Genomic DNA, 21970 nt, shown 5'->3' with positions numbered 1-21970 from the left:
GGTTTAACAGCTTATGCTTCAAAAAGAATTTGTCCTAGTTTATGGCGATGCTTTTGTGGATTACATAGCAGATGATAAATCAAATACATCTTTTACAAAATTTTTAGGAGGGGCAACGATTAATGTTGCTGCCGGTGCTAGTAGGATTGGTACTCCTTCTGCATTAATTACGATATCCGGTGAAGATGAAACTTCAAGTTTTGTTCGCTCAGAAATTATAAAAGAAGGCGTGAATCTGAATTATTCTATTTATGCCCCGGAAAAAAGAGTAAGTGGTGTTTATGTTCACTTAACAGAAGACAATGAACGTATTTTTAAGGATTATGTTGACGAAACGCCTGATTTACAGGTGTGCCCTGAACAATTAAATGAGGAAGCATTCCAAAAAGCATCGGTATTTAATATTTGTTCTGGAACAATGTTTCATCCGACAGCTCTTGAAACTACTCGAAAAGGGGTAGAACTAGCATTAAAAAATGATGTAATTATTGCTGTTGATGCGAATATTCGTCCACTACGATGGAAGAGCGAGCATATTTGTCGAAGTACGATCATGTCATTTTTTGAGTCAACGGATATTTTAAAACTGTCAGATGAAGAACTGCTGTTTTTAACAGAAACAGAAACTTTGCAAAGTGGATTAACAGCTCTTAAAAAATGGGATATCCCTATTATTTTAATAACCGTTGGGGAACATGGAACATATGCCATCTTTAATGGTGAAGTAACACATATTCCAACAGAAAAAGTTGAACCTGTTGATACTACAGGAGCAGGGGATGCTTTTATGGCAGGTATATTGCGTTATGTTCATTTTAATGGTGTACCTTCAACACATGAAGATATGGATAAATGTGTACGTTTTGCGAATCATTTAGGAGCCTTAGCTGCAACGAAGCTAGGGGCACTCACAGCTTTACCTTGTTACGATGAAATAAAATCACGTTTATAATATGAGGCCATCAATGTTTTTAAGAAACATTGGTGGCTTTTTTAGGTAAGAAGTTACTTATCAATAAGAAAATATAGGAATATAATGGATATGTTATCGAGTTTATCGTCGAAATAAATCGATTTAGCCGTTAATTTAGTGAAGGAAGGTTGCAATCGTGACAGTAAAAAATTCTGACAGATTTTTAATTGCCTATAATCGTATTACTTATACATTAAGAGACATGATTGGAACGAAAGAACATGTGCCTTTTTATAGATTAATTGAACAGGCAAAAAAGAAGAGTGTATTAGTTCGTAAATATGAAGATGATTTGCGAACCTTTGGTGATCTCCGAAATGCGATCGTACATCATCGTACATCAGCAGAATTTGTAATAGCAGAACCTCATTTGAAAGTCGTACATAAAATAGAACATATCGATCATGTTCTAACAAAGCCAAAATTAGTTGGACAAGCGTTCCATAAGAAGGTATTAACATTACAGACTACAGATTCTATTAAATACCTGCTCCAAGTGATTCGGCAAAAGAAGTTTACCCAATTTCCCGTTTACGCAAAAGAAGAATTTAAAGGACTTGTGACGACTGTAGGAATAACTAACTGGCTTGCTTCAACGATAGAAGCGGAACAACATATACCGAATAAAAGATGGAGTTTAAATGACATTTTACATCACGAAAAAAATCGGGTGAATTATAAATTTGTAAGTCGATACATGACGATTTATGATGCGGAGGAGATGTTTAAACAGGGAGTTGAACGTGGGAAAAGATACGAGGCTTTATTAATTACTGAGCATGGCAAACCGTATCAAAAATTAATAGGAATGGTAACACCAATTGATATTATGAAGGTGGATTAAAAGTGGCAAGGGGTAAATAGTTAATGGTCCCCCTTGCCATCTTCATTATTTAAACAAATATACAAGGACCCATTCTCAAGAATTTGTGCAAAAAATACATCTCCGAGATTTTGGATATTGTATTTATTTAGTTCTTTTAATAACCAATCTTCAGTTAAATTCAATTCTTTTAAATTTTTATGAATGATCTTTCCATCAGTAATTAACATAGTGGGCATATAGGTTGGCGGTGTAAGGTTTCCTTTTACATCCTGCTTCGTAGCAAAACTATTAGCAGGTTTTTTAAGAACACTTAACTCCCCATTCGTTTCAAAAACTGCATAGAGTACTTCGTTGAAGGAAAATATACCTTGTTCTCTTAATAGCATTGAAAGCTCATCCGCATGGAGTCTCGCCTTCTTCATACCATTCTTTAGAAGAACCCCATTTTGAATTAAAATAGTTGGCCGGTCATCAAAAAACACACGTGCTTTTGAAGATTTTAATGTAATATAGCTAATTATTAAAGTCAGTAATGCCCACCAAATAAGCGAAATAAAGCCATCCCAATAATCTAGTTCATACTGAGTAGAAAGATTTGCAGCAATCGATCCAATGGTGATTCCCGTTATATAGTGAAAAAAGGTTAGTTGACTAAGCTGTTTTTTTCCAATAACTCTTGCAAGTACAAGAATTGTGAAGAAAGATAATGTAGAACGGAGAATCATTTCCCAAAAATGAACTTCTTGAAATCCTTGCACAATTTTTGCTCCTTTCTATAATAGCTTTTGCGAAAGAATGAAACAGTATGCGGAAGTTTTTTTAAAATAATGAGATGTAACCAAAATAAAATAGCCGAAATCATCAACAATCTACCAAACAAGCTAGATAACAAATTAAAAAGATATCCACAGTGAAAAACTATTCATCATTAAAAATGCTGATGTTTTTTTCTTGTTTTGTGGATATTTTTATTTTTTGATGAAAATTTGTCGATTAGGCTGTGGACAAGATGATGAATTGAGGATAAAGCTGTGGAGTATGTTGACAATTTTCTTAATTATCTAAAATCTGTGGATAAGTTTTACTCATTTTAAGAGCAATACAAATAAGTGACTGGAAAAAATCTATAGAAAAAATTGACAAAGCACATAAATTATTATATAGTGCATTACAACACTAATGTACTAAAAATTCTATAGCTACTCGGAAGGGAGGGGCAATATTGAATCTTAATGCTGATAGTACAACACCTATTTATGTTCAAATCGCGGATTGGATTGAAAATGAAATATTAGCGGACCGACTTACAACGGATGGAAAAGTTTTTTCTCAATATCAGCTAGCAGAAATGTTTAATATTAATCCAGCCACCGCTGGAAAAGGCCTTACGATATTGCTTGAGAGCAACATTTTGTACAAAAAAAGGGGACTTGGCATGTTTGTTCAGGAAGGCGCAAAAGAATTAATTTTAGCAAAGAGAAGAGATGAAAAATTAACTATGCTTGCGAAGGAAATTGTATTAGAGGCAAAAAGATTATTTGTGTCAGATGAGGAGTTAATTAATCTAATTAAAAAGGTGCAAAGGGAGGGGTAATGGATGTCTGTCATAGTCTGTAAGGAAGTAACGAAAAACTTTCGAAGTACTGGAGTTTTAAAGAATCTATCTTGTTCCATAGACGAAGGAAAAATTATCGGGCTAATTGGACGAAATGGCGTGGGGAAATCAACGTTACTCAAAATACTAGCTGGACATTTGAAACAAACGAAGGGTTCCGTCGAAATTTTCGGAGAACAGCCCTTTAATAATTTAAAGGTTGCTGCAAATTTAATCTTTATCGAAGATACGATGTCTTTTCCCCCTATTTTTACATTAGATGAGATTTTTAAAATGGCAAAGGACTTTTATATTAACTGGAACGATGATTTGGCACGCCGACTACTTGCTTATGCAAATATTTCTGAAAAGGCTCATCATTATAGTTTATCTAAAGGGCAAAAATCAACATTTAACTTAATCTACGGACTTGCGACTAGATGTAAGATTACCTTATTAGATGAACCTATGAATGGAATGGATGAGTCAATTCGTTTTGATATGTACCGTGCGATTTTAAAAGAATATATCGCATTTCCGAGAACCATGATTATTTCAAGCCACTACCTACAGGAGATTGAACATTTACTAGAGGAAATTTTATTAGTTGATCAAGGGCAAGTCATCCTACATGCACCTTTAGATGAGGTTAAGGAACTTTTTGTAAGATTAGTTGGTTCTAAAGAGCTAATTAAAGAGATTATTCAAAACACTGAAATTGTATTTGAAAAAGAAGCTGCAATCAGAAGTGAAATAGTAATTGAAACAACTGCAATGAATACCCATAAAGAACAATTAATGAATGCAGGGATTACCATTCAGCCCGTATCTGCAAGCGAAGTTTATCAATATTTAACTAAATCAACGAAGGGGGGAATTGACGATGTCTTTAAATAGTTTTTCTTTTTCTCAGGTACTATGGAAGCAAGTGAAGTGGAAATTAAGTGCTCATAGTCAGGCGCTTAATACATTGATTTTCATTCAAGTCATCATTGCTTTTCTAGGGTTTAATGCAAGTAGCATGTCTGGAACGGGGTTTAATGGTATCCACCTAAGCATCCACTTTTATAGCTTAGACGTGATGGTTTTTATTGCATGTATTTGGGCTTTCATCACAGCTCTGCTTTTACAGAGGATGGATTATCTTCAAGATGATTTTGCGTTTGTTACGACTAGAATTATTTCAACCATTTCTAATTCAATCTTGTTAATTTTTTATAGTTTCATTGCTACACTTATAACAATCATGTCTCTCTATATTTTCGGAGTGTCAATCCAGTTAGTTACTCAGGTTGAATTAATTGCTGATGGCTTATTAATTAATCCAATTCAAGTATTGGTATCCTTTTCTATTTTATTGTTAGCCGCATTCAGTGGTTTTTTTGTAGGAGCGCTATTTAGCTTCTCTAAAATTTTAGGGATTGTCATTATTGGACTTTGGATTGCCATTATTAACTCACTAGAAGAGCAATTTGCAACAGTTATTATATTCCTCTTTGGGGATGGTCATCTATTATTTATACTAAAAGCTATTGTCTTGACGATCATACTTATGTCTCTTTCTACCTTGCTCCTTTCCAGAAAAGAGGTGATTCGTAGATGAATTCATTATTTCTATTCCTCATTATGTTTATTATTATTGTCTCGGTTATTTTCATCGTATCTCGTGTATTAGGGAGTAAAATTTGGACAGTGAAAAGAAATAAAATCATCATTATTTCTTATATTAGTATAGGAGTACTTTCGATGATTATTTTACACTTTACTACAAGTGCAGAACCTCAAAGGATTCAGAAAGCAGAATTTCGGTCTATACTACAAGAACAAGATGAATTTTGGGAAATGATTAATTCAAATAAGGTCGAGTTAAATGAAGATTATATAGTAAAAGAATGGTCTTATGAATTGCCAACCAATCAATTAACGATAAAACCAATTTATACAGATATTTATGGAGTAAGTGTAATAGTAGAAAAAAGAGAAGATCCAGATTCCAACGAAATATATGCAAAAACGTATATTACACCGCATATTTTAGACGGATTCGATTTAACAGAGCACGTCTCTACAGACCGTTTTGAGTTCGTAGAAAGTGATTTAATAATTAAGCAAATATCAGAGCAACAGTTTGACTATTATAAAATATCCCCTAATTTAAAGATATTGGAACAGTTTAGAAATTTGGATTTGGAAGATGATGATATTTACAATCATGCTACAGGATCGACAATTCTCTTCTTGAATGTACCAGAGCATGTTAAAATTATTGATGAGAGTGGTTATATCTTATTTCAGGGGTAGCTATATCAATAAATGACTGATCGAATAAATTCTACTCATATAGAATTACCGCTTATCTACTACAACGAATTGAGCGAGCTGTATTGAAAAAGTTATTAAAATTAATTATCCTTGTAATAGGGGCTTATATATTCTTATATGTGAATAATAATTGGATTGTCATAACAGAGCATATTTTCGAATCTCAAAAAGTACCTAAAAGTTTTGATGGTTTTCGTATAACCCAAGTATCTGATTTGCATGATGCAGTTTTCGGAGATAGACAAGAGAAACTCATTGAAAAAGTACGGGCTACCAATCCAGATGTTATTTTTATAACGGGTGATCTCATTGATAGTAACCGATATGACTTGGAACAAAGTTTAGATGCTGTAAGAGCTTTTGTTCAAATAGCAGATGTGTATTATGTAATAGGAAATCATGAAGTTGCCATTAATCAAATAGATGAAATATATGGTGAATTGAAAAAACTGGGTGTTATTATATTACCGAATATAACGTCCACCATTGAACGTAACGGGGAAATATTAAATATCATAGGTATTGAAGATCCATTGAACGGACATGAAACACAATTTATGTTAGACGTTGCGCGGTCTAATGAAAAAGAAAGCACACTACAGATACTGTTAGCACATCGACCGGAATATTTCGAAACGTATGTCACGAACGATATAGACATGGTATTCTCAGGTCATGCACATGGTGGGCAAGTACGGATTCCATTTGTAGGTGGGCTCATAGCACCGGGGCAAGGCTTTCTACCAACGTATACTGCAGGTTCTTATATAGAGGATGATACTACAATGTTTGTCAGCAGAGGGCTTGGTAATAGTGGGGTCCCTTTCCGCATTTTTAATTTACCAGAGATTGTCGTTGTCGAACTAAGAACTGCAAAATAATGAAAGGCGAGCATTTATTTGCTCGCCTCTTTTAATAGATTTTCCATTCGAGTTAATAAATCATTGGCAGAAATCATTTTTTCGCCACCACCCTGAACAAAGGAATCCTTTCCTCCGCCTTTACCATTAATTAATGGAAGAACATTAGCTGATAACTCTTTCATACTTTTTCCAGCATTCTTTCCACTAGCTGCAACAAATTGAAGTTTATCCTCATTTTCAGCTACAAGTAATGCAACGATTTTATCATTTTCTGAAACGATGGAACGAGCAAGCCTTTGCAATTCCTGTATTGAGCGATTCACAAAAGTACTGGCCACAATGTGCTCGTCACTTCTAGATACTAAATCCCTTGCTTCATAAATAAGTAGTGATTCCTGAGATTCGCCTAAAGCTTTTTCGGTAGCCTTTGAATCTTTCATCAATTTATTTAAAGCATCCGCTGCATCTTCTTCTGGTACACTTAAGCTTCTTGCGACTGCCGATAAAACTCGTTTTCGCATGGCTAACTGCTTTAGTACACGGTTCCCACAAACAAAGGAAACTCGAATATTAGTTTTCATCTTCTCAATATCCATTATCTTTAGTAAACACACTTGCCCTGTCGAAGAGGGATGTGTTCCACCGCAGCCATTATAGTCATAGTCTGGAATGATTACTAATCGGATATCCTCATCTACAGTAACATCCTTTCGTAAAGGATATTGGGATAATTCTGATTTTGTTATCCATTTTGTTTCAATTGGTCGATTTTCTAATATAATTTCATTAGCGCGATTTTCAGCAAGAGAAAGCTGCTCATCTGTAATTGTGTTTGTATTTAAATCGATTGTCACAAGCTCAGAACCTAAATGGAAGCTTACAGTGGAAAAATCAAACAATTCAACAAAAGCTGCTGACAAAATGTGTTGACCACAGTGTTGCTGCATATGGTCAAATCGACGAGCCCAGTCAATTGTTCCTTTTACTTCATTTGGTAAAGCTGAAGGGTCACCATTCACGTAATGTCGGATTTCGTTTTCAATTTTCTCTACGTCAAGTACTTCCAAATCCTCAATTTTCCCTGTATCGTGGGGTTGTCCACCACCAGTCGGATAAAAGGCAGTATTAGACAAAACAACAAATGGTCTACCATCTTCTATTCCAGTTCGAACAATTTTTGCAGTAAAATCTTTTATCATAGAATCTTGATAATAAAATAAATTTCGCATGTTTGTTTGCCCCTTTGTGTAACTATTAGCATTATTTTGGCATAAATCCTTTTTATTGTCACTTACATAAGCTGTGTAATAGCTTTTAATTGACCATATTCACGATTCGTTTATTATTAGATGTGAAGAAACCTCGGTTTATAAAAGGAGAAGTACTTATGGAAATAAGAGAATACTCATTTGAAGAAATAAAAGATCCTACAAATATTATTGAAGGAAAACGTTTTGAGTTTTTATTAGATGTAGAAGTTGATGAGGATGATGAATTGTATTCTGAGTTCGGAATAGAGATTCGAGTCATTATTGGTCAAATTGATGAGGAAGTTCGAATGATTAATTACTTTTTAATTGATAAAAAAGATAATCAATATTTGGATTTTGGTTTAGAAGAAGATGAAGAAGAGATGATACTCCAGTTCTGTAAAGAGGAATTACTGAAGGCGGAATAGCTTAATATTAAAGGTATTTTTAATGGAAAAGGGAAGGTTCAATTTGAGCTTTCCTTTTTTTCATTTTTTATAAAAGAATAACCCAGCAACCGCTCTATAGTCACCGGGTCATCTCACGTATAAAAGGGAGCTCTTGAGGAATTCTCAAAGCTCACCAACATCATACTTTATTTTCTATGATAATATTGAAAATTTACAAATTTTTAATAAAAAATTTACTAAATTATAGAATTATAAAAAATATTTTTATATTCAATTTGCTTAATAGATAAAAATCTCCTTAACTGTAAAAGTAGCAAATACGAAAGTGTGAAAAGGTTGAAAAAATCGGAAAAATTTATATAAAAAGGGGTGATCAACTGTTATAATACTGTTATATTTAGTTGTATCTGTATTGGTACAGATGTGATTTTGTGTTAGCAAAGGGGATTACTATCATATTTTAAACAAAGGGGGATCGACTATTGTCTATTTTAAAGGGGTTAAAAATTTTAGATTTTTCATCTTTGCTACCTGGGGCTTACACTACGATGATGTTTGCAGATTTAGGTGCAGATATTATTCATGTGGAATCAAAGCGAAGAGTAGACTTAATGAGAATCATGCCGCCATATGATACGGATAAAGAATCCTACATCCACCAACATTTAAACCGCTCAAAAAAGTCTATTTCACTAAATTTAAAAACAGCGGAAGCGGTTGAAATTGTGAAAAAGCTGATTCATGAATACGATATTGTAATCGAAGGATTCAGGCCAGGTGTTATGAAACGGTTAGGACTCGATTATGAAGCATTAAAACAAGTTAATCCTAAATTAATTTACTGTTCAATTACAGGCTTTGGTCAAACAGGCCCATATAGTAATAAGCCTGGACACGATATAAACTATTTATCTATCTCTGGGGTGTCAGACTATTCAAGATTAAAGGGACAAAAACCGGTTGCAATGGGTATCCAAATTGCTGATATTGCTGGAGGGTCCTTATATGCCGCTGTTGGTGTACTTGCCGCAGCTTTAAATCGCGAAAAGAATGGCGAAGGTAAATATATTGACGTATCGATGACAGATTCCATGTTTACTATGAATGCGCTTTACGGCACAAGCTATTTAGGAAGTGGGATATTACCGAGGGCCGAGGAAGAAATATTAAACGGCGGTACATTTTATGATTATTACCGGACTAAGGATGGACGATTTTTTTCGGTTGGAAGCTTAGAACCGCAATTTCGTAAACTATTGTGTGAGGCTTTAGAAATACCAGAATTGATTGAAAGTACGTTTAACGATTCTTCCTATACACAAAAACGATTTAAAGAAGCAGTGAAGGACGCATTTTTATCAAAAACCTATGCTGAATGGTTAGAAATCTTTGGGGAGGATTTTGAAGGTTGTGTTGAGCCAGTTTTAAATTTTGAAGAAGCGAGCAACCATCAGCAAATTTCTGCGCGGGAAATGATTGTAGAAGTACCAAAAGGGGATGGCACAACGCAAAAACAAATAGCTTCCCCATTTAAGTTTGACGATCGCAAGCCAACCTATCATCACGTAGGTGCAAAGCTTGGTGAGCATACAGAGGAGATATTAAAAGAGCTCGGGTATTCAGTGCAGGATATAAAGGAATTGGATGAAAAGGGGATATTGGAATGAGGAGGAGTAGGGGGAATTTAGTGATTCTCCCTACTTTTTAATTTTTCACATACTCAGCTACAAAGTCTCTTAGTTCGAGAAAATGCTGTTCCACTTTCAGATATTTTGTATATACTTCCATTAATTTATCAAACAGGTCATATTGCTCGGTTGCAAATAATGCTTTAAGCAGGTTACAAATATGCTTTGAAGCCATAAGGGCAATCGGATAATAGGGACTCTTTTCATTTTGGTAATCATCAAGCCAGATTTCTATAGATTGCATAATGTGTTGAGGTGTTTTACTTACGATTAACACGATATCTCTTTGAACGCTCGCTTCTATACGATGAAGAGAATTCTCATCATACAATTCCTGATTTAAATAATCATAAATAGCTGTACAGGAAGCTATTTCATATTCTTTTATTAATCGAATAACTTCGTCAAATTGATGTTTTTGTATATAAGACTCTATTAATATCGAAAACACTTTTTCTAAATAGTTTTTATCATATCGTTTAATCAGTGTAGTCGGTTCGGGCTTTAAAATGGGTAGTACATCATAAAATTCAATAATTAGTTCAATTGCATGATTGTTTAAACGATCTTGTTGAATTAAATATTCTCCATGAAGGATCGTTTGGTCAAATTCACATTGCTCATAAGCATCGATTGCGAGCATGTAGGTTAAAATCGTTTTCTCCTTTTCAGTTAACGACCATTGTCCCTTTTCCCAAGATCGCCAAACTCCTTCAACTAGTCGCTTTAGCTTTTGCCGATGCCTTCTGCCACCATTAAAATGGGAGGTGATGTTAAAAAGCTGAAGTTCCTTTAAGTGAAATGAGTGCGGGTTTTCGTATTCGATTTGAGCCATTAATTTATTAAGAAGGAGTACAGCTTTACTTGGTGAAAACTGCTTTTCCCATTGAATTTTAAGCTGCTTCATTAAATCTATTGGGCTATCAATTTTGTTAATCGAAGCTTGTAAAAAAATAGAACAGACCTTTTTAATAAACAGCATTCTCCAAAAAGGTTCACTTTGATTGAAAATAAAATGAACGAAATATTTTGTTCCAATTTTATATAAATAAATGGTATGTAAACCACCAATAGGCTTCGTAACAGCCAATTCTCTGCCGAAGATTAATCCGAAAAGATTGTCAAATCGAATTTTATTGTGGATGATTAAGTAATGATAAATAGCATCTTTCCCCTGAGAGGAAGAAAAAAACTTATGTAATCTTTCATTTGCGCTTTCTAAATCAATGGTTGTTTCTTTTAATATATCAAATAAAAAGAGATCAATATTTCCCCAATAAAGTTGAGCAGTCTTTAAAATCGTTGACAATGCTTTATCTTTATTCACAAGCATCATTTCAAGAGGTATAAGTGTTCCAAATTCTTTATCTCGTAAAGGTTGTTTCTCTTTTGTTAAGCTAATAACAGCTTTTTCAAAGGCTTCTCCAGTTTGCCCTGAAGATAATTTATATATTTTTTCATCAGAAACTATCAACTATTAGATACCCCCTCACAAGGAAATCTTCCCAAATATATTATAATATTTAGAAGCGTTAAATGTCCGAAAAAGATTAAATCTTTTTGAAAGCCTCAATATTTCTCGATAAAAAAGGGCCTGCTTAGGGTGGGAAATGAATAAGATTTAAGCAGAATGAACTTAATAAAATGTGTCTAGTATTCAAGTTTTATAAATTAAATAGAAAATAATTATTGGAAAAATAAAAATATTGTAATAGAATAGATTAATTACGGTGAAAGGAAAAATTTAAAAATGGCGTATTTGTCAATGATCTTCTTCCAAATAGTTGCTCCTATTTTAATTTTACTTTTTGTTGGAGCGATACTTCAGAAGAAATTTCAGTTTAATTTAAAGGCCTTATCACATCTAGTTACATATTGTTTTATGCCCGTTGCGGTTTTTATAAATTTGTATGAAACAACAGTAAATTTAACTGTTTTAGGACAGGTTGCTGTTTTTATCGCAATCTTTATTGGTAGTCAGATGCTTCTAAGCCATTTTATTGCGAAAATACTTGGATTAAACCGAACTGAATCAGCCGTATTTAAAAATAGTGTTGTACTGATTAATTCGGGGAATTATGGAATACCGGTAGCTCAAATGGTTTTTGCCACACAACCAATTGGTGTGGCTATTCAAGTGATTCTCGTTATTTTTCAAAATATGATTACTTATACATATGGTCTGTACAATTTAATATCCGCTACTCAATCGGGTCGAGAGATTATTAAAGACTTTTTAAAAATGCCAATCGTTCATGCATTAATTATTGGCATCATATTGAATATATGGGATATAGGGATTCCACAAACGCTACGTATCCCGCTAGATCATATTGCAGAAGGATTTATTGCGGTAGCATTAATTACCCTCGGGGCGCAATTATCTCAAATCGAACTCAGAACAATTATGAATAAAACGATTATCATAAGCTGTTTTACAAGATTGATAGTGGGGCCTCTAGTTGCGTTACTTATTATTTACTTACTAAGACTTGATGGTGTTGTAGCTCAATCCTTATTGATTGCAAGTGCATTCCCTACATCTAGAAATAGCTCAAGCTTAGCACTTGAATACGATGTTGAGTCAAATACAGCAGCTCAAACGGTTTTATTTTCAACAATCGTAAGCTGTTTAACGGTAACAGTTGTAATATATGTTTCAACAATTTTGTTTGGCTAATACTAATAGAAAACCCCCTTATCTCGAAAAGGAGATAAGGGGGTTAAATTTATAGTTGGATGGGATAACAATGAAATATATTTATAGAATTTGTAGGCAATTATTTTGCAGCTACTGTGTTAACATATGGATTTGATAAATCCATACCATCTAAAGTTAGACCAAGAGCTTTTGCTACACCTTCACCGTAAGCTGGATCAGCTAAGTAGCAGTGTAAAATGTGGCGACGTTGAATAAACTCTTCAACACCTTGAAGGTTTGCAGCAGTGTTTTCGAATAAACGTTGTTGTTCTTCTGCTGACATTAAGTTGAATAATTTACCTGGTTGCTCGAAGTAGTTGTTGTCATCTTCACGGAAGTCAAAGATGTCAGCTGGACCATCTAAAGCAAGTGCAGGGTCTTTATATTGTGGTTGAGCTTGTAATGCACCATAGCTATTTGGATAGTAAGATAATGCACTACCATTATTACCATCAACACGCATTCCGCCATCGCGGTGGTAAGCGATGAATGGGCAACGTGGTTTGTTAACTGGAATTTGGTAATGGTTCACACCTAAACGGTAACGAGTTGCGTCTTGATAAGCAAATAGACGAGCTTGTAACATACGGTCAGGTGAGAATGAAATACCAGGTACTACGTTTGATGGAGCAAATGCAGCTTGTTCTACATCAGCGAAGTAGTTTTCTGGGTTTTTATTTAATTCGAATTCCCCAACAGGAATTAATGGGTATTCAGATTTGTACCAAACTTTAGTTAAATCGAATGGGTTATCTTTGTGATTACGAGCTTGTTCTTCTGTCATCACTTGGATGTACATTTTCCATTTAGGGAAATCGCCTTTTTCGATAGCTTCGAATAGGTCACGTTGTGAAGATTCACGGTCTTGACCGATTACTTTTGCTGCTTCTTCGTCAGTTAAGTTTTTAATACCTTGTTCTGTACGGAAGTGGAATTTCACATATACGCGTTCGTTATCAGCGTTGATCATAGAGTATGTGTGAGAACCGAATCCGTGCATATGACGGTAGCCATCTGGAATACCACGGTCACTCATTACGATTGTTACTTGGTGTAATGCTTCCGGTAGGCTAGTCCAGAAATCCCAGTTACTATTTGCATTGTGCATGTTTGTTTTTGGGTCACGTTTAACAACGTGGTTTAAATCTGGGAAGTGCAATGGATCACGGAAGAAGAATACAGGAGTGTTGTTACCAACTAAGTCCCAGTTACCTTCTTCAGTATAGAATTTAAGTGCAAAACCACGGATATCGCGTTCTGCATCAGCTGCACCACGTTCGCCGGCTACTGTAGAGAAACGAGCGAACATTTCTGTTTTCTTACCAACTTCAGAGAAGATTTTTGCTTTTGTATATTTCGTAATGTCATGTGTTACTGTGAAAGTACCAAATGCACCTGAACCCTTAGCGTGCATACGACGTTCGGGAATTACTTCACGGTTAAAGTTAGCTAATTTTTCGATTAAAAAAACGTCTTGTAAAAGAATCGGGCCACGACGACCAGCTGTTAATACATCATCATTGCTTACAACTGGAGTACCAGTAGTAGTAGTCAAACGTTGATTATTTGTCATGTTTGTACCTCCTAATATAAATTAAAACTCTTCAAAAATGAGTATAACAAAACTACATCATAATTTCTACTAAATTGTAATTATTCTTTTTAAGAAATATTTATATTTAACGAATGGTTTACACTATCTTAATTAATTTTAAATTTATAGTAGATGGAATGCTGAAATTCAGTGAAGATTTGCGGATGGAATACGGTACTGAGGTGAAATTATGACTAATATTTGATGTTTAAAAGGTGCCTTATGTATTTATTTTAATACAATAATACCCAATTGCGCTGTGAGAAAAATCACTCTTATTGAAAAAATGGTATTCTAATTGAAAATAAGAGAATTGTTTTTTAAATCTAGATTATATCTATTATTATATAAGATAAGTATTAAATTTGAAAAGGAATTAGACTTTCTAACAGCTGCTAGAACTTTAATTCACACTATTTCCGGTGGTGTAAATTTGTCTATTCTTAGTCATATATATAATTTACATGTTTTAAGGAAGCGCGATTTCATTTTAGTTCATGTTTCAATCCTATAAAATAGGACTATGGAGGAACAAACCATGAAACCATTATATGAACAGAGTGAAAAACAACAAAAAGAAGCTATTGAATTTTTAACTTTATATAAGAATGAAAACGCTTTACCTGATCGTTGGTTAAGCAATCGATTGGATGAAGTTTCAAAAGACGGTGCCTATAACCCAACTACCGAAGAGTTAACCTTTGGTGCAAGAGTCGCATGGAGAAATAGTAATCGCTGTATCGGAAGACTCTTTTGGAACTCGTTGCAAGTGTTTGATGAACGTCATTTACAAACAGAGGCTGACATATATGAAGCACTTCTTCGTCATATTAAATATGCATCAAATGATGGGAAAATTCGTCCTACGATAACAATATTTAAGGAAAATTCTGTTAGGATATGGAACTATCAGTTAATCAGATATGCAGGATATGAGACGGCGGATGGAATAATTGGAGACAGAGATTCAATTAAACTTACAAAAATATGTGAGCAATTAGGCTGGAAAGGTAAGGGCACACCTTTTGATATATTACCGTTAGTAATTCAAATCGATGACCGTCCACCTACTTTATTTGAAATTCCTAAAAAATATGTTCTTGAAGTAGCTATCCGACATCCACAATATGAGAAATTGTCTGAATTAAATTTGAAATGGTATGGGGTTCCTATTGTTTCAAATATGAAGCTAAGTTTAGGTGGGATTGAATTTACCGGGGCGCCTTTTAATGGCTGGTATATGGGGACAGAAATTGGGGCTCGGAATTTAGCGGATGTAAATCGTTATAACTTATTACCAACAGTTGCAGAAATAATGGGGCTCGATACAAAGTCTAATATTACGTTATGGAAGGATAGAGCTCTTGTTGAGTTAAATTTTGCAGTCCTGTATTCGTTTAAAGAGGATGGAGTCAGTATAGTAGATCATCATACAGCAGCACAGCAGTTTAAGCTTTTTGAGCAACAGGAAGAAGAAGCGAATCGAAAGGTTACTGGTAATTGGGCGTGGTTAATACCACCTGTTTCGCCAGCAACTACACATATTTTCCATAAACCCATTGAAAACCTCATACAAAAGCCAAACTACTTTTATCAAAAAAGTCCTTATTAAAGACAAGGGGCTATCTCTTTAAGAGATAGCCCCTTGTTCATATTATCGTTTCTTCAAAATCATATCGATAAGTTCATCCCGGTCGATTAAGTAGACTTCATTTGACTCGGCAAGTTTTTCAGCCTGTTTAGTGAAATAGCTATTTGTCACGACCCAGCCTTGCGTCGCCTCGTACATTTTTAAAGCACCAATGATTTCTTGCACCGCTTTTACACCAACTGTTCCTGAATAACGTTTTGCTTGCACTGCAATGACATCATCTCGATCCTTCAAAATTAAATCTGCACCGTAGTCACCAGAAGCCTTTGTATAGGAAACTTTGAAACCTCGTTTTTCAAAAAGAAAACCTAAAAATTGTTCAAATTCTTCCCCAGACATCTCGTCGATCTCTTTAATTCCGGCTCTTTTTAACCTTCTATAATTACTTGTACCTCTCCAAAGTTTAAAGATAAGAAGTAAAAAGGAAAATCCAATGACAGTAAAAAGGGTACCTTCAATGGTTTGTGTATAGTACCACCCTACTGAACCTATCAAAATGATCATTATTGGAAAGAGACGGATGCGTTTTTTCTTTTTTTCTTTCCTTTTCTGCAATATGAGTAACTCCTTTAAATAAGTAAGCTACCAATATTGTAGCATAAAACAGGCACATATGTTTGCATGTTATACATATCGATTTTTTGCACTTATGAAGGCTGTTGTGAAAAGAATGATTGTAACGATAATAAACAATAGATTCGATTGTGACCAGCTTCCAGAAGTATCATGAAAATAGCCAAATAGAACGGGTCCTGCTGAAGCGAGTAAGTACCCTACAGATTGTGCAAAACCAGATATTTGAGCCGCTTCATATGCTGTTTTAGTACGTAACGTGAAGAACATAAGTATCGCTCCAAAGGACGCACCCCCTGCAAGCCCAAGACAAACCATCCAAATAATAACGTAATCTGTCCATTCATTGTAAATGCCTATAAAAGAAACTAAATAGAAAAAGGTAAAGACAAATACGATTGGTCGTTGAGATGAGAATTTTTCAGCAATAATAGGTACTAAAAAAGTCATTGGAATTTGAGCATATTGCATAATAGATGTCATCCAGCCTGCATTTTCTGCAGAAAGTCCTTGTGAAATGAGAATCTCTGGTAACCAAGCAGTAGAACAATAGAATAATAGAGACTGCATCCCCATAGAGATAGCAATTGCCCATGCTAAAGGCGATTTCCACATTTTTTTATCTTCTTTATAAACATGATTGTTATTTAATGAGCTTAAATCAATTTTTTCTCCACGTAATAACGGAATCCAAACAAGAATTGCAATGATTGTTAAAAGTATTGAAAAACCAAGTGCACCTTGCCATCCAAAAGAGGTCTTTTCTGCAATCGGTTGACTTATACCTAGCGATAAACCGGCAGAAATATTCATCGAAACAGTATAAAGACCAGTCAATATACCGATATGATACGGAAATTTCAACTTGAAAAAGCTTTGCATTAATACATTCCCAAAGGAAATCGCAATTCCAATTAAAATAGTTCCGAGAATTAGCGTAGGTGTAGTGCCAAGGGAACGGATTACAATCCCAATAGCGATGATTATTAAAGATAAAAATAAAGTCAGCTCCATCCCAACTCTTTTAGCAACCCTTGGAGCAAAGGGAGAGATCATTGCAAACGATAGTAAAGGCAAAGTTGTTAAAAAGCCTGCTAATACATTAGAAATTTGTAATCCTTCACGAATATAAGAAATAATCGGACCTACCCCAGTGATGGGAGTTCTTAATGTTGTTGCAAAAACACAGATCGCAATAACAAATAGAATAGTGGTCGAGGTTATATGAATTTTTTTACTCGGTTTTGTCATCTGATTTGTGGTCATATGTTAACCTCCTCATGTCAGTAAACATAGTGTACCAATAAATTTAAAAGTGTAAAGATATTTTCAAGTGCAAATATATTAAGGTGAAAGAGAAATTGTTATAATGAATTAATGGACATTTGTCCTACAGTCAAAAAGAATAATGATAAAAAAGCCCACAACATTAAAATTCATTAAAGATATATTACAAGAAAATGTAAAGAAAAATAGTTAATAAGATTGAAAAGAAAAGGATGACGCTACAAATGACTGTTTCAGTAGGATTTTATAAAAAAATGCACAATTGGATTATAGATGAATATACCGGCGAAATCGTTTTCCGACCTTTTCAAGTAAATGGGAATCCGTATAAATCAAAGGTACTTATCGTTGGAATAACTCCCGAGCCTCTGATGGAAAGAGAGCTAGATAATCCAAGAATATATGCAGATTCCTTAGTGGATGGGGAGCTTTTCGATGAATTGAATGAATCCAGATTAAAAGAGGTTTCTCGTGAGTATAAAGGTGTACAAAATTTTGTGAAGTATATGAAGGAACGATATAACGAAGATGTGATTATTTCGAATGTTAATTGTTATATTGCAGAAGATGCTAACACGCTTAAAAAGATGAAGGGGTTGAAAAATCCATTGATCGTAAAGGGCGAGCGGATTTTTCGTGAAGTAGTGGAGGAATTTTCTTCACCATTAATTATTTTGCAAGGCACTAAAACATTAAAAGAGTTTACAGACGCTTTTTCAGAACAATTGCACTATAAAACTGATTTTTCATTACCAATTCAAGAAATTGAAAATCAAGGGATCTTTGCAGAACTGACTTTAAGTAATGGAAATGTATGTAAGGTGTTAGCTTGTCGAAGTATGTCTTATTTTAATAAAAACGGTTCAAAATTCGAGCAATTAAAAGTAAATATTGATACTATTATCGGGTAAAAACGAACGTTTTATGTTTGAATCTTGTGTAATGATGCTAAATTCCGAATAATTCGAAAGATTTAAATGTAAAATATTTCGTTGCATTCGACATAATACGTGTTTATAATGATAACGTTCTTAACAAAATCTTAACAATAAAACTGAATACTATACTCATATAATAGCGGGAATATGGCTCGCAAGTTTCTACCGACTAACCGTAAATATGTCGACTATGAGAGACAAATTTAGACAGCATATGTGCGTGTCTATTAACTTTCAATTAATCTATCCGAAAGACTTGTTTCCTCATAGAGAAATAAGTTTTTCGGTTTTTTTATACAAAAATTAGGAAGGAAGGTCTTTCGTCTTGAAATTGTTGAAAGAAAAAATAGTAAACGAAGGAAAGGTATTATCAGATACCGTTCTAAAAGTAGATTCATTTTTAAATCACCAAATTGATCCTCTTTTAATGAAAGAAATCGGAGAAGAATTCGCAAATCGCTTTTCGGATCAAGTCATTACAAAAATATTAACAATTGAATCATCCGGTATCGCTCCCGCAACCATGTTAGGTTTAACGATTGGAGCTCCTGTTGTTTTTGCTCGAAAAAGAAAATCATTAACATTGTCTGGGAATCTCTTTTCAGCAACCGTTCACTCATTCACAAAAAATGAGACAAATGAAATATCTGTTTCGAAGGATTTCTTAACTCCAGAGGATAATGTCCTAATCATTGATGATTTTTTAGCAAACGGGGAAGCTGTCAAAGGATTGTTGGACATCGTTGAACAGTCAGGAGCACAGATGATAGGTGTAGGGATTGTTATTGAAAAAGGTTTCCAAAAAGGTGGGGCAGCTCTTCGCGAACAAGGTATTCGAGTTGAGTCATTAGCGAATATTAAGTCAATGTCAAATGGCAATGTTGAATTTTATTAATAAAATAACTAAACCAAAATCGGAGGATTAATTCGATGAATAAGGCAAAAGCTTTTACGCTTGGTATACAGCATTTACTCGCAATGTATGCAGGAGCAATATTAGTTCCCATTATTATTGGTGGAGCTTTAGGTTTCACTTCTGAACAAATGACCTATCTAGTTGCTATTGATATTTTAATGTGTGGGATAGCGACACTTTTACAAGTCATGAGGGGCAAATTTTTCGGTATCGGGTTACCGGTTGTATTAGGATGTACCTTTACGGCAGTATTTCCTATTATAGGTATCGGAACGGATAAAGGTATCGGTGCAATTTATGGAGCTATTATTGCCTCTGGTATTATTGTTGTTTTAATATCGGGAATTTTCGGTAAGTTAGTAAAGTTCTTCCCTCCAATTGTAACGGGATCTGTTGTAACAATTATTGGGATCTCCCTTATTCCCGTTGCAATTAATAATATGGGCGGCGGACAAGATGTCCCAGATTTTGGTTCTGCTTCGAATATTGGACTAGCAATGATTACATTATTAATTATTCTATTAATCTACCGCTTTACTACAGGATTTATTCGTGCAATCTCTATTTTACTAGGACTAGTATTAGGAACGGTTGTTGCAGCATTTTTAGGTAAAATTGATTTTACGCCTGTTGTAGAAGCTCATTGGGTACATATGGTTCAACCATTCTATTTTGGTACACCTACATTTGATGTGGGTGCAATCATTACGATGACACTAGTTGCAATGGTATCGTTAGTTGAATCTTCTGGTGTTTACTATGCGTTAAGCGATATAACGAAGCAACCAATAGAATCGAAGGATTTATCTCGTGGATATCGCTCAGAAGGTTTAGCTTCTATTATCGGTGGGATTTTTAATGCATTCCCTTACACAACGTTTTCTCAAAACGTAGGGCTATTAAAAATGACAGGTGTTAAAGAACGTAGAATTATCTTTGTTACAGGATCCTTATTAGTAGTGCTAGGCTTCTTACCAAAAGTGGCGGCTTTAACAACCGTTATCCCAACAGCCGTCCTAGGTGGAGCTATGCTTGCAATGTTCGGTATGGTAGTGACACAAGGGATTACAATGTTAGCACCCGAAATCATGCGTTCTCCTGATAATGCAATGATTGCTGCAATAGCAGTTGGTTTAGGTGCGGGGGTAGTATTTGTCCCAGAAATTTTTGCAGTATTGCCAGAAGGGTTATCCGTCTTAACTTCAAATGGTATTGTTTGTGGATCAGTAACGGCTATCGTTTTAAATATCTTATTTAACATGATTGGACCGAAAAAGGTTGATTCCATGCATGCAAAGCCAATAGAAGCAGAATAAAAGTAAAGGAGAATCTCGGGGAAGTTTTTAAGGCTTTCTGAGGTTCTCCTTTTTATATACCACGAATTTTCCTCTCCTATTGAAAAGTAGCAATGAATCTATCTTTAAAAGCATACCGCAAGCTTGAATAGATAAGTCACATTACACTCCTCATTAAAACAATTAATATATGATACCCTAATGATAGCTTACGATTTGTCTTGCTAAATATATAAAAGCATTTTTTTGTTTCCGCATTATTCGATATATAAAGTGGAAGAAATTTTTCCGAGAATAGTAAAAATAAAGAATTTATAAAGTTTCAAAATATAAAAAGTTTAGATGATACATTGATAACAGGGGGCAGGGATATGAAAGCGAAAATATTGGTTGTTGAGGATGATGCTGGTATTGCACGCGTTGTACGAGATACATTCTTACGAGATGGCTACGAAGTTACATGGGCAACATCAGGTTTAGAAGGCTTAGAGGATTTTCAAAAGGGCGCTTATTATCACATATTATCAAAGTTATTATTATAGATTGAAAGAACCTAGTGTTAATTTATACTAGGTCTTCTAAAATTTATTTATCCTTTTTTAGAAAAAGAACTGATCATGAAAAATCTGTGGTTTATAAGGAGTCTTGCTATCTATATTCAGGAATTGGGCCATTTAATTGAACAATAAATTTTAAAAAATGGATATTTATGTTAGTGTTAAGGTGAGATTGTGAAGAATTGAAGTGCAAATTTTTACACATTACATGGTTATAAATTTTATGATTAACATAATGCTTTTTAGGGGGAATGAAAATATCATTTCCTAGTCAGCTTACAGCACAAGCGATAAGTAACTATTTTATATGGGTTGCCTTCCTAGAGTTTTAAATCGTAGAAGGATATTAATCGTTTGATTTCGAATGATGGTTTCAACGATTGTTTTCTATTTCTGATTATCACGAACAGAACAGCGAACGGACGTATATAATATTGAAAACCCTAAATATCTATTAGGAAGATATTTAGGGTTTTATTCAAGTGAATCAATTTCATAAATCACTTTTTGTAAAAGCTTGGCCTTCGCCCAA

General features: G+C 34.4%; 21 protein-coding genes and 1 riboswitch. Of the genes, 15 read left to right on the top strand and 6 right to left on the bottom strand.

Annotation, left to right across the window (positions count from 1 at the left end; all coding sequences use genetic code 11):
- Positions 1–13 precede the first annotated feature (13 nt).
- On the top strand, positions 14–952 hold the full coding sequence (locus CD30_RS14950) for a carbohydrate kinase family protein (protein ID WP_036178469.1): 939 nt from the start codon (positions 14–16) through the stop codon (positions 950–952).
- A gap of 157 nt (positions 953–1109) precedes the next feature.
- Entirely contained in the window at positions 1110–1817 is a 708-nt protein-coding gene (locus CD30_RS14945) for a CBS domain-containing protein (protein ID WP_036178466.1), read from the top strand.
- Positions 1818–1837: 20 nt separating this feature from the next.
- Here the strand turns inward: CD30_RS14945 and CD30_RS14940 are convergent, their stop codons facing one another.
- Positions 1838–2557: a YetF domain-containing protein gene (locus CD30_RS14940; RefSeq protein WP_408056794.1), complete on the bottom strand. Its 720-nt coding sequence runs from the start codon at positions 2555–2557 to the stop codon at positions 1838–1840.
- 464 nt (positions 2558–3021) lie between these two features.
- On the opposite strand from CD30_RS14940, the gene CD30_RS14935 reads away from it, so the two are divergent.
- The 5 genes from CD30_RS14935 to CD30_RS14915 all read left to right on the top strand — a co-directional run bounded on the left by CD30_RS14935 (position 3022) and on the right by CD30_RS14915 (position 6596).
- Complete coding sequence (locus CD30_RS14935) at positions 3022–3393, top strand: GntR family transcriptional regulator (protein ID WP_036178464.1); 372 nt, start codon at positions 3022–3024, stop codon at positions 3391–3393.
- A gap of 3 nt (positions 3394–3396) precedes the next feature.
- Positions 3397–4290: an ATP-binding cassette domain-containing protein gene (locus tag CD30_RS14930; protein WP_036178459.1), complete on the top strand. Its 894-nt coding sequence runs from the start codon at positions 3397–3399 to the stop codon at positions 4288–4290.
- A complete protein-coding gene (locus CD30_RS14925; protein WP_036178457.1) occupies positions 4277–4996 on the top strand; it encodes a hypothetical protein in 720 nt (239 codons plus the stop codon). Before CD30_RS14930 ends, CD30_RS14925 begins: the two co-directional genes overlap by 14 nt.
- Positions 4993–5694: a hypothetical protein gene (locus CD30_RS14920; RefSeq protein ID WP_036178454.1), complete on the top strand. Its 702-nt coding sequence runs from the start codon at positions 4993–4995 to the stop codon at positions 5692–5694. The genes CD30_RS14925 and CD30_RS14920 overlap by 4 nt, the downstream gene beginning before the upstream one ends.
- An 83-nt stretch (positions 5695–5777) precedes the next feature.
- Positions 5778–6596 (top strand): metallophosphoesterase, encoded by an 819-nt coding sequence (locus tag CD30_RS14915; protein ID WP_036178451.1) that lies wholly within the window; start codon positions 5778–5780, stop codon positions 6594–6596.
- 14 nt (positions 6597–6610) lie between these two features.
- On the opposite strand, the gene CD30_RS14910 is transcribed toward CD30_RS14915, so the two are convergent.
- Positions 6611–7897 (bottom strand): alanyl-tRNA editing protein, encoded by a 1287-nt coding sequence (locus tag CD30_RS14910; RefSeq protein WP_268871097.1) that lies wholly within the window; start codon positions 7895–7897, stop codon positions 6611–6613.
- 68 nt (positions 7898–7965) lie between these two features.
- On the opposite strand from CD30_RS14910, the gene CD30_RS14905 reads away from it, so the two are divergent.
- Positions 7966–8256 carry a DUF6509 family protein gene (locus tag CD30_RS14905; protein ID WP_036178445.1) on the top strand — a complete coding sequence of 97 codons (291 nt, stop codon included), beginning with the start codon at positions 7966–7968 and terminating at the stop codon, positions 8254–8256.
- A gap of 464 nt (positions 8257–8720) precedes the next feature.
- Positions 8721–9905, top strand: a complete 1185-nt coding sequence (locus tag CD30_RS14900; protein WP_036178443.1) for a CaiB/BaiF CoA transferase family protein — start codon at positions 8721–8723, stop codon at positions 9903–9905.
- Positions 9906–9942: 37 nt separating this feature from the next.
- Here CD30_RS14900 and CD30_RS14895 read toward each other — a convergent pair whose 3' ends face one another.
- A complete protein-coding gene (locus CD30_RS14895) occupies positions 9943–11400 on the bottom strand; it encodes a hypothetical protein (RefSeq protein ID WP_036178441.1) in 1458 nt (485 codons plus the stop codon).
- A 276-nt stretch (positions 11401–11676) separates the two neighbouring features.
- On the opposite strand from CD30_RS14895, the gene CD30_RS14890 reads away from it, so the two are divergent.
- A complete protein-coding gene (locus tag CD30_RS14890) occupies positions 11677–12606 on the top strand; it encodes an AEC family transporter (RefSeq protein WP_036178440.1) in 930 nt (309 codons plus the stop codon).
- A gap of 100 nt (positions 12607–12706) precedes the next feature.
- Here the strand turns inward: CD30_RS14890 and CD30_RS14885 are convergent, their stop codons facing one another.
- A complete protein-coding gene (locus tag CD30_RS14885) occupies positions 12707–14200 on the bottom strand; it encodes a catalase (protein ID WP_036178438.1) in 1494 nt (497 codons plus the stop codon).
- A 559-nt stretch (positions 14201–14759) separates the two neighbouring features.
- On the opposite strand from CD30_RS14885, the gene CD30_RS14880 reads away from it, so the two are divergent.
- The gene (locus tag CD30_RS14880; RefSeq protein WP_036178435.1) at positions 14760–15833 is read left to right on the top strand and encodes a nitric oxide synthase oxygenase; all 1074 of its coding nucleotides are present in this window, start codon (positions 14760–14762) and stop codon (positions 15831–15833) included.
- A gap of 42 nt (positions 15834–15875) precedes the next feature.
- Here CD30_RS14880 and CD30_RS14875 read toward each other — a convergent pair whose 3' ends face one another.
- Positions 15876–16427: a restriction endonuclease gene (locus CD30_RS14875; RefSeq protein WP_036178433.1), complete on the bottom strand. Its 552-nt coding sequence runs from the start codon at positions 16425–16427 to the stop codon at positions 15876–15878.
- A gap of 69 nt (positions 16428–16496) precedes the next feature.
- Positions 16497–17711 (bottom strand): CynX/NimT family MFS transporter, encoded by a 1215-nt coding sequence (locus tag CD30_RS14870; RefSeq protein ID WP_036178430.1) that lies wholly within the window; start codon positions 17709–17711, stop codon positions 16497–16499.
- A gap of 245 nt (positions 17712–17956) precedes the next feature.
- On the opposite strand from CD30_RS14870, the gene CD30_RS14865 reads away from it, so the two are divergent.
- The 4 genes from CD30_RS14865 to CD30_RS20175 all read left to right on the top strand — a co-directional run bounded on the left by CD30_RS14865 (position 17957) and on the right by CD30_RS20175 (position 21423).
- Entirely contained in the window at positions 17957–18643 is a 687-nt protein-coding gene (locus CD30_RS14865) for a hypothetical protein (protein ID WP_036178427.1), read from the top strand.
- Positions 18644–18779: 136 nt separating this feature from the next.
- Positions 18780–18881, top strand: a riboswitch (purine riboswitch).
- Positions 18882–18995: 114 nt separating this feature from the next.
- Positions 18996–19565: a xanthine phosphoribosyltransferase gene (locus tag CD30_RS14860; RefSeq protein WP_036178425.1), complete on the top strand. Its 570-nt coding sequence runs from the start codon at positions 18996–18998 to the stop codon at positions 19563–19565.
- A 35-nt stretch (positions 19566–19600) separates the two neighbouring features.
- The gene (locus CD30_RS14855; protein ID WP_036178422.1) at positions 19601–20902 is read left to right on the top strand and encodes a nucleobase:cation symporter-2 family protein; all 1302 of its coding nucleotides are present in this window, start codon (positions 19601–19603) and stop codon (positions 20900–20902) included.
- 350 nt (positions 20903–21252) lie between these two features.
- Positions 21253–21423: a response regulator transcription factor gene (locus CD30_RS20175; protein WP_141096068.1), complete on the top strand. Its 171-nt coding sequence runs from the start codon at positions 21253–21255 to the stop codon at positions 21421–21423.
- Positions 21424–21970 lie beyond the last annotated feature (547 nt).

It is taken from the genome of Ureibacillus massiliensis 4400831 = CIP 108448 = CCUG 49529 (assembly GCF_000772965.1).
Taxonomy (GTDB): Bacteria; Bacillota; Bacilli; order Bacillales_A; family Planococcaceae; genus Ureibacillus; species Ureibacillus massiliensis.
The sequence above is the reverse complement of the archived record's forward strand: the minus strand, read 5'-3'. Positions and strand labels throughout refer to the sequence as shown.